Consider the following 7,967-nt stretch of genomic DNA (forward strand, 5'->3'; position numbering starts at 1 on the left):
TTCTGTCAAAGATAACGTTATGATTTTTTTCTCGGTTGTGCTCGGGCAGTGGCTTTTGCCTCCCATGGGTCATCTGGCCAGACGTGTTTGGGGTAGCGGCCTTTCAGTTCTTTCTTGACCTCGGGGTAGGTGGTGTTCCAGAAGCCACTCAGGTCTTGAGTGATCTGGATCGGTCGCTGGGCAGGAGAGAGCAAGTGGAGAGTTACCGCAATCTGTCCCCTGGCTACTTTCGGTGTTTCAGAGAGTCCGAACATCTCCTGGAGGCGGACGGCCAAGATCGGCGCTTCGCCGGGGATGTATCGCAAGGGCAGACGAGAGCCGCTGGGGGCTTCGATATGGGTGGGGGCCTCGGCGTTTAGTCGCTGGAGTTGATTCCAGTCGAGTAATCCTTGGAATATCGTCAAAAGATTCAGTCGGGCCAGATGTTGCTTGCGGCTCATGTGGTCAAGGTAGGGGCTGAGCCAGTAGAGGTCAGCGATCAGGGTGTCGTCAGACAGGTTAGGCCATCCTTGGTCTGGCTGCCAGTAGCGCAGAGATTCGACTCTGGCCCGGAAGGTAATCGCCTCTTTGGTCCAGGGCAGGACTGAGAGCCCCAGTTTTCTGATCCCTTCGCTCAGGGCCGAACGGGTAGCCTCACGGGGAGAAGATGATAAGGGGCGCTCGTCGAGTACCAGAGACAGTAGGCGTTCTTGATGGCAGCTTACCACGGCCTCTTGCGCGACATCCCAGTAGACCGCATCGTCAGTGGTGATGTGATCGTTCAAGCGCTGCCTGATAGCATCAATGCTTACTTGTGCCGCTAGATAGACCCGTCCCTCGGTTTGACCGGCATCCAGGGTTGCGGCGACCAGATACGGGCTACCGCAGAGGGAGTCGTCTTCCGGTAAACGCACCCCGCGGCCAGTTGCTAGCCGGTAGTGAGTATGACCGCCGGGTCGAAGTTGAGCAATTCGGTCGGGATAGGCTAAGGTGAGAAGTTCCCCGGCAGTGGTGTGATCATTAGGTTGACGGTTTGGTCGTTGAGGATCGGGAAGCAGACGATGCAGTTGTTTTGCCGCCGCATCGACCCTGGCGCAGGCCCCGAGGTCTGCACCAAGCGCTAGTGCGGTCGTTTTGTCTCGTAGCCTGAAGGTGGCCAAGGCCTGTATTCTGGTGTCGATGTCAATTGACCGAGGCGTCATTGTTGATATTGAGCGGTTTCTTGGGAGAATGTCCCGTTCGGTGAGCAGGGCGGCGATATCACAGGCCATAGACACCGAGTTGCCGGCGGCAAGGATCATTCGGGCCAAACGCGGGTGGACCGGCAGTCGAGACATTCGGTGTCCTAAAGGAGTGATTCGTCTTTGGTTGTCTAGACCGTCCAAAAGGATCAGCAGGTCTGCTGCCGCAGCATAATGGCCAGAAGGTGGCGGGTCAAGCCAGCGTAGGGATGTCGGCGAGGCGACTCCCCAGGCTGCGAGGTCAAGGGTCAGGGGGGCGAGGTCGGCATCAAGGATCTCCGGGCGGCCATGGGTGGGCAGAGTGCTATTTTCACTCTCATTCCACAGTCGGTAGCAGATCCCTTCACATACACGTCCGGCCCGGCCCCGCCGCTGTTCCGCTGCTGCTTGTGAGACGCGGACAGTGACGAGTTTGGACAAGCCGCTGTTGGGATCAAAGCGAGAGATTCGGCTCCATCCGGAATCGATCACCACCCGCACGCCTTCGATGGTCAGACTGGTCTCGGCGATGGCGGTCGAGAGGATTAATCGACGCTCACCGCCAGGGAGATAGCGAACGGTTTGGTCTTGCACGGTTTTGGGCAGGTCGCCGGAGAGAGGGAGGATATTGATGGCGTTGTGTTTCAACTCTTCCTTGATGTGGGCGGTGCAACGGCGGATCTCTTCTGTGCCGGGGAGGAAGGCCAGGATATCGCCATGTTCGTTTTCGATGGCGTGATAGATGGCTGCGGTTACGGCATCAAGCAGGCGATGGATGCTGTATTCGTTCCCAGGCCCGGATGTCTGGCCGCGGCGGAGTGGACCATGAGTGGGCCGGTAGTGGACTGTGACCGGGTAGGACTGGCCTGCTCCTGTAACTATTGCCGGATTATGTAAAAAGGTGGTTAGCCCTTCGATGTCCAGGGTAGCAGACATGATCAGAACTTTCAGGTCGTTGCGCAGGCTGTCGATGACGTCGAGGCACAGGGACAAGGCCAGGTCTGCGTGGATGCTTCGTTCGTGAAATTCATCGAAGACAACAAGTTTGACCCCGGTAAGTTCCGGGTCACTCTGTAGGCGGCGGGTAAGGATTCCCTCGGTGACCACCTCGATACGGGTCGCAGCCGAGACTTGGCTGTCGAAACGGACCCGGTAGCCTATGGTTTGTCCGACCGCTTCATTCAGCATTTCAGCCATGCGGGATGCTGCCATGCGGGCGGCAAGACGGCGGGGTTCGAGGATCAGGATGGATTCGTCGCCGAGCCACTTTGCTCCTAGTAGGGCCAGGGGGACGCCAGTGGTCTTGCCGGAACCGGGTGGGGCGGCGAGGATTACTGTCTGATTGTGCTCAAGCGCCGCAAACAATTGTGGCAGGCAGGAGAGGATGGGGAGTTTTTGGGGCATGGTTGGGCCGGGTGGAGGAGTTGATTCGTCCTCGGGGTTTAGAGGGTGACGATATAGCCTTTACTGCCCTCTGGCGCTTTTTCGACGGGATAGATGCTCAAGTCACGTTGAGCTGGACCTGCCAGGCGTTTACCCTCGGTGTCGAAGCGGCTGTGATGACAGGGGCAGACTAACTGGTGGGCGGTTTCATCGTACGAGAGGGTGCAGCCCAGATGGGTGCAGCGGCGGGAGACGGCCCACGCCGTATCCTCGCCACGAAAGAGAATGAAGTCACGCTCTATGGCAAATCCCCGTAGACTTAAGTCTTTGTCGATCTTGATCTGAATGGGTTTTTTGGGCAGACGAAAATTCAGGAAGCGGAACAGGGGATAGGTCATGGCGGTGAGGATCAGCCAACCGAGTCCTTGGCGCAGAAAACGCCGACGTGAAGTTGCAAAGATCTTTGACCCGGAGGTGACTGGGGGGGGCTGGGGCATGGATTTTGGCGCTATTTCATAAATTTTTCGCGCAGTTGTTCACAGACGTGGTCTGGGACCAGGCCGCTGACATCACCGCCATGCCGGGCGACGTCCTTGATAATGCTTGAGCTGATGTAGATCCAGCGAAAGGCGGTCATCAAGAAGACCGTCTCCACTTCCCGTTCAAGGCGGCGGTTCATTAGTGCTAATTGGAACTCGAACTCGAAATCGGAGACCGCGCGCATCCCACGGACGAGGGCTTTGGCCCCTCGCCGGTAGGCATAATCAACCAACAGGCCTTCAACTGAAGCAACTTCGATTCGCGGGTCGTCGTCGGGAAAACAGTTGCGGATCATCTGCAATCGTTCGTCAATAGTGAAGGTTGGAGTCTTGGTGGGGTTTTTTGCCACCGCCACGATCACCCGGTCAAAGAGGTGCAGAGCCCGCTGAATGATGTCGAGGTGTCCCATGGTGATCGGGTCGAAGGTGCCAGGATACACAGCTACCCGGTCAGCCGTTTTTTCGGCCAGAAATGGCTCATAGGCTGTCATTGGTTAGTCCTTCTTGGGGGTGTGTTTTGAGGAGGTGTCAAGGAAGTTCGTTGGTGTATTGGTTTTCATAGAGCCAGAAACCGGTGTCTCCATAGGTCCGATGATCATACAGCCTCAGTTTGCCAAAGGCCTCCGGCAGTGTTTCAGAGCTATCGTCTTCGACAATGACTACCCCTGCTTCACTGACCAGCCCGTGTTCAAGGAGTAAGGGCAGGAGGTGGCTACCTGTGCCTTGTTTGTAAGGTGGATCGATAAAGATAATATCGAATGGTTGAGGCTGTAGGCGGTTCTTCGTCCAAAAGGCAAGGCCCTTCATCAGGTTATGATGGGCAACATGGGATCGGTCAGCAAAACCACAAATTGTAATATTTTGCAGAATCAGATCAATGGCTAATGGGTTGTTGTCGACAAAGACCGCCTTGTTTGCCCCGCGACTTAATGCCTCAAGGCCCAGAGCCCCAGTCCCGGCAAAAAGGTCAAGGACTGCTGCCTCACGCATCAAATCCCAGCCCAGGATACTGAATAGAGCCTCTCGTGCCCGGTCGGCGGTGGGGCGGATGGTCTTGCCGCTCCGTTCACCTGGAGCTGCTAGCCGACGCCCCTTGGCTTGTCCGGCGATGATTCGCAAATTATAGGTAGTCCTTGATCAGGACTTCGGCAATCTGGACAGCGTTTAAGGCGGCGCCTTTTAAGATATTGTCCGCTACTACCCACATGTTGATGCCATTGTCGATGGTCTCATCTTCGCGGATGCGACCGACCAGGGTTTCGAATTTGCCTGCGCAATCAATAGCCAGCGGATAGACCGAGTTTGCCGGATCATCAACCAGTTTTACTCCTGGAGCCTTGGCGAGCAGGGCCTTGACTTCAGCTGCGGTAATTTTTCTTCTGGTCTCAATATTGACAGACTCCGAGTGGCCATAGAATACCGGCACTCGAACCGTGGTTGCTGTAACCTTAACTTCAGGGTCTTCAAAGATCTTGACGGTTTCGTTGACCATCTTCATCTCTTCCTTGGTGTAGCCATTGTCAATGAAGCTGTCAATCTGGGGCAGGCAGTTGAAGGCGATCTGGTGAGGATAGACATTATTGGTGATGGCGTTACCTGCCACCCAGTCTTTAACCTGTTGCTCTAGCTCCTCGATGGCTTTGGCTCCGGTCCCTGAGACCGCCTGGTAGGTTGAAACCACGATGCGTTTGATGCCGACGGCATCGTAAATGGGTTTCAAGGCCACCAGCATTTGGATGGTTGAGCAGTTCGGATTGGCAATGATACCGCGTTTGGTATATTGAGCAATGGCGTGAGGGTTGACCTCAGGAACAACCAGAGGAATTTCTTGGTCCATGCGGAAGGCGCTGGAGTTGTCAACCACTACTGCGCCTGCGGCTGCTGCTGCGGGTGTAAATTCAAGAGAGCGTGAGCCCCCGGCGGAAAAAAGAGCGATGTCAATTCCGGCGAAGGAATCCTTTGTCATCTCCTGGACCTCGATCTCTTTGCCCTGAAAGGTAAATTTTTTACCGACCGACCGTGCCGAAGCCAGCAGTCTCAATTCGTTAATAGGGAACTGACGTCGAGCCAGGGTTTCCAGCATTGCCCCGCCAACAGCGCCGGTGGCGCCGGCCACCGCAATATTAAATGTTGTCTTCTTTGCTGCCATTGTCCTTTACTCCAAAAAAATAGATATTATGTCGATGAGTAGACTCTCGTCCGATGGTGTTTGAATGTGAGTTGTGACACCTTCATTTAAAAAGACTACAGATTAATTGTCATCCTTTGAGCTTTAGATATTCAAGGCGATTGAGTCCGTTGAGGTAGGCTTTGGCCGCGGCGGTGACGATATCAGGATCAGCGCCCTGGCCCAACACTACCTTGCCGTTATCGCCCTCGATTCGAACCATGACCTCCCCTTGGGCATCGGTGCCGCCGGTGATGGAACTCACGGCGAAATAGAGTAATTTACTCTGGGTGCCGGTAAGGTTGGCGATGGCTCGGAAGGTGGCGTCAATAGGGCCAACCCCGAGGGCCGCACCTTTGACCTCTTCTCCGTTGACCCTCATCAGCACCGCCGAGGTCGGCAGGGTCTTACTGCCGCTCATCGCGCCAAGTGATAGAAGCTCATACGACTCTGGGACTCGGAAGATCTCATCCATCATGATTGCCTCCAGGTCTTCGTCAAACATATCTTTTTTGAGGTCGGCGACGGCTTTGAAGCGGGTGAAGACTCGGTCCAGCTCGTCGTCCTTAAGGGTGTATCCCATTGAGGTGATGCGGTCTTTTAATGCGTGACGACCGGAGTGTTTTCCCAGGACCAGGGTGCCTTTGGAGAGACCGATGTCACAGGGGTTCATGATCTCGTAGGTGCTGCGTTCCTTGAGCATCCCGTCCTGATGGATTCCGGACTCATGGGCAAAGGCGTTGGCCCCGACGATGGCTTTGTTTGGTTGGACCATAATTCCGGTGATGGTGCTGGCCATGCGACTTGTGGGGTGGATATGCTCGGTGACGATATCGGTTCGGACGTTCATCTGGTCGGCTCGGGTACGGATGGCCATAACCACCTCTTCGAGAGCGGTGTTGCCTGCTCGTTCACCAAGTCCGTTGATGGTGCATTCAATCTGACGGGCGCCTGCTTTTACAGCGGCTAGTGAGTTGGCGACTGCAAGGCCGAGGTCATTATGACAGTGCACGCTGATGATCGCTTTGTGGATGCTGGGGATATTATTCATCAGGTACGCGATCTTGGCGCCGAATTCATCGGGCACGGCGTAACCGGTGGTGTCGGGAAAGTTCAGGACTCGGGCTCCAGCCTGGATGACAGCCTCAAAGACAGAGCAGACAAAGTCAAGATCGCTGCGCGAGGCATCTTCGGCGGAGAACTCGACATTTGAGGTGTACTTGGCGGCGTGCTTAACCGAGGCCACAGCCAGTTCCATCACTTGATCCCGGCTCATTTTGAGTTTGTAGCGCAGGTGAATGTCAGAGGTGGCCAGAAAGGTATGAATTCTTGGGTTTTCTCCGTTCTTCAGCGATTCCCATGCTGTGTCGATATCGCGTTGATTGCAACGGGCGAGCGCTGCGACCTGGATGCCACGAATATTATCGGCGATGTTTTTAACGCAACTAAAATCTCCTTTAGACGCAATCGGAAATCCGGCTTCAATGATATCGATGTTGAGTTTGACAAATTGCTGGGCCAGGCGAAATTTTTCCTGCATGTTCATGCTGGCGCCTGGTGATTGTTCTCCATCGCGGAGGGTCGTGTCAAAAATGAAGATCTTGTCATGACCCAGGGGCTGGTCAAAAGCGCTCATGGTTGTTCCTCCCCCAGCTAGTGACTGGGATGTATTAATGCCCCGCTAAGGGGTGAGTTTGATAACTGTGTCTGTTTGGCCGTTGACTTGCAAAACGGACCGTATGGTTACTGGAAAAAAAGGAATCAGCAGGGCGCTCTGTTCCTATAGGGGGAATCGTCCGAGAATTGTTTCTCCAGCTTTTACCCTCTGGCCATTTTTTACTTCAATGCGGAGTTCTGCGGGAAGGTAAAGATCTACCCTGGAGCCAAAGCGGATCATGCCAAAACGTGACCCTTTGGTTAAAGTATCTCCTTTTTCAGCCCAGCAAACGATTCGTCGGGCAATCAGGCCGGCCATCTGGACACAGGCTAGTCGACGATTACCAATGGTGCTAAGGATTAATGCGCAGGTTTCGTTCTCCAGGCCGGCCCGCATCGAGTCGGCGGAGTAAAATTTTCCGGAAGAGTATATGATCTGCTCAACAGTTCCCGTGATTGGTGTCCGGTTGACGTGGACATCAAAAACGTTCATAAAAATGCTGATTTTCTGGACATCTGCCATCAGGAAACGATCATCGTGAACTTTGGGGTCAATCACGATGATTCGCCCGTCTGCCGGGGATATCAGCGCCAAGTCGTCATTGGGAACAATTCGAGAGGGGTCACGGAAAAAATAGAGGACAAAGGCGGTGACTGCCAGGCCGGTCAAAGTCGCAACTTGCTGATTGAGCAGGGCCATGATTACTGTGGCAAAGGCGGCAAACAGGATGAATGGAACGCCCTCATTCGCAACTGGAATGCGTATTGATTTCATAAGGTTACTTGATAGACTCGCAACAAGGTGTGATGGTTAAGCAACAGTGCTTTGCAACCCAGGAGATCGAACTTTTCGAAGTCTGCGCTCATCTGCGATGCAGCAGTTACTTTGTTGACAGAAAAAACAAAGCACTACCTGGAGAAGTAGTGCTTTGGGGGGTATGTTGAAAATTTGGCAGGATTAATGTGCTTATTTGGCTGCCCTGGTCATTGCAACCGCCCCTGTTCTGACAATCTCCTGAATGC

General features: G+C 54.4%; 7 protein-coding genes. All 7 read right to left on the reverse strand.

Features of this window, described 5'->3' with window-relative positions; translation table 11 throughout:
• Positions 1 to 17: 17 nt before the first annotated feature.
• Entirely contained in the window at positions 18 to 2,603 is a 2,586-nt protein-coding gene (hrpB, locus tag FP815_04580) for an ATP-dependent helicase HrpB (protein ID MBA3014214.1), read from the reverse strand.
• A 38-nt stretch (positions 2,604 to 2,641) separates the two neighbouring features.
• A complete protein-coding gene (locus tag FP815_04585) occupies positions 2,642 to 3,079 on the reverse strand; it encodes a Rieske (2Fe-2S) protein (GenBank protein MBA3014215.1) in 438 nt (145 codons plus the stop codon).
• 11 nt (positions 3,080 to 3,090) lie between these two features.
• Positions 3,091 to 3,612, reverse strand: a complete 522-nt coding sequence (gene coaD, locus FP815_04590) for a pantetheine-phosphate adenylyltransferase (GenBank protein MBA3014216.1) — start codon at positions 3,610 to 3,612, stop codon at positions 3,091 to 3,093.
• 37 nt (positions 3,613 to 3,649) lie between these two features.
• The gene (gene rsmD / locus FP815_04595; GenBank protein MBA3014217.1) at positions 3,650 to 4,240 is read right to left on the reverse strand and encodes a 16S rRNA (guanine(966)-N(2))-methyltransferase RsmD; all 591 of its coding nucleotides are present in this window, start codon (positions 4,238 to 4,240) and stop codon (positions 3,650 to 3,652) included.
• 1 nt (position 4,241) lies between these two features.
• Positions 4,242 to 5,270, reverse strand: coding sequence for an aspartate-semialdehyde dehydrogenase (locus FP815_04600; GenBank protein ID MBA3014218.1), 1,029 nt, complete (start codon positions 5,268 to 5,270; stop codon positions 4,242 to 4,244).
• A 109-nt stretch (positions 5,271 to 5,379) separates the two neighbouring features.
• Entirely contained in the window at positions 5,380 to 6,924 is a 1,545-nt protein-coding gene (locus FP815_04605) for a 2-isopropylmalate synthase (protein MBA3014219.1), read from the reverse strand.
• Positions 6,925 to 7,068: 144 nt separating this feature from the next.
• Complete coding sequence (locus tag FP815_04610) at positions 7,069 to 7,719, reverse strand: phosphatidylserine decarboxylase family protein (protein ID MBA3014220.1); 651 nt, start codon at positions 7,717 to 7,719, stop codon at positions 7,069 to 7,071.
• Positions 7,720 to 7,967 lie beyond the last annotated feature (248 nt).

Source organism: Desulfobulbaceae bacterium (assembly GCA_013792005.1).
Classification (GTDB): Bacteria; Desulfobacterota; Desulfobulbia; order Desulfobulbales; family VMSU01; genus VMSU01.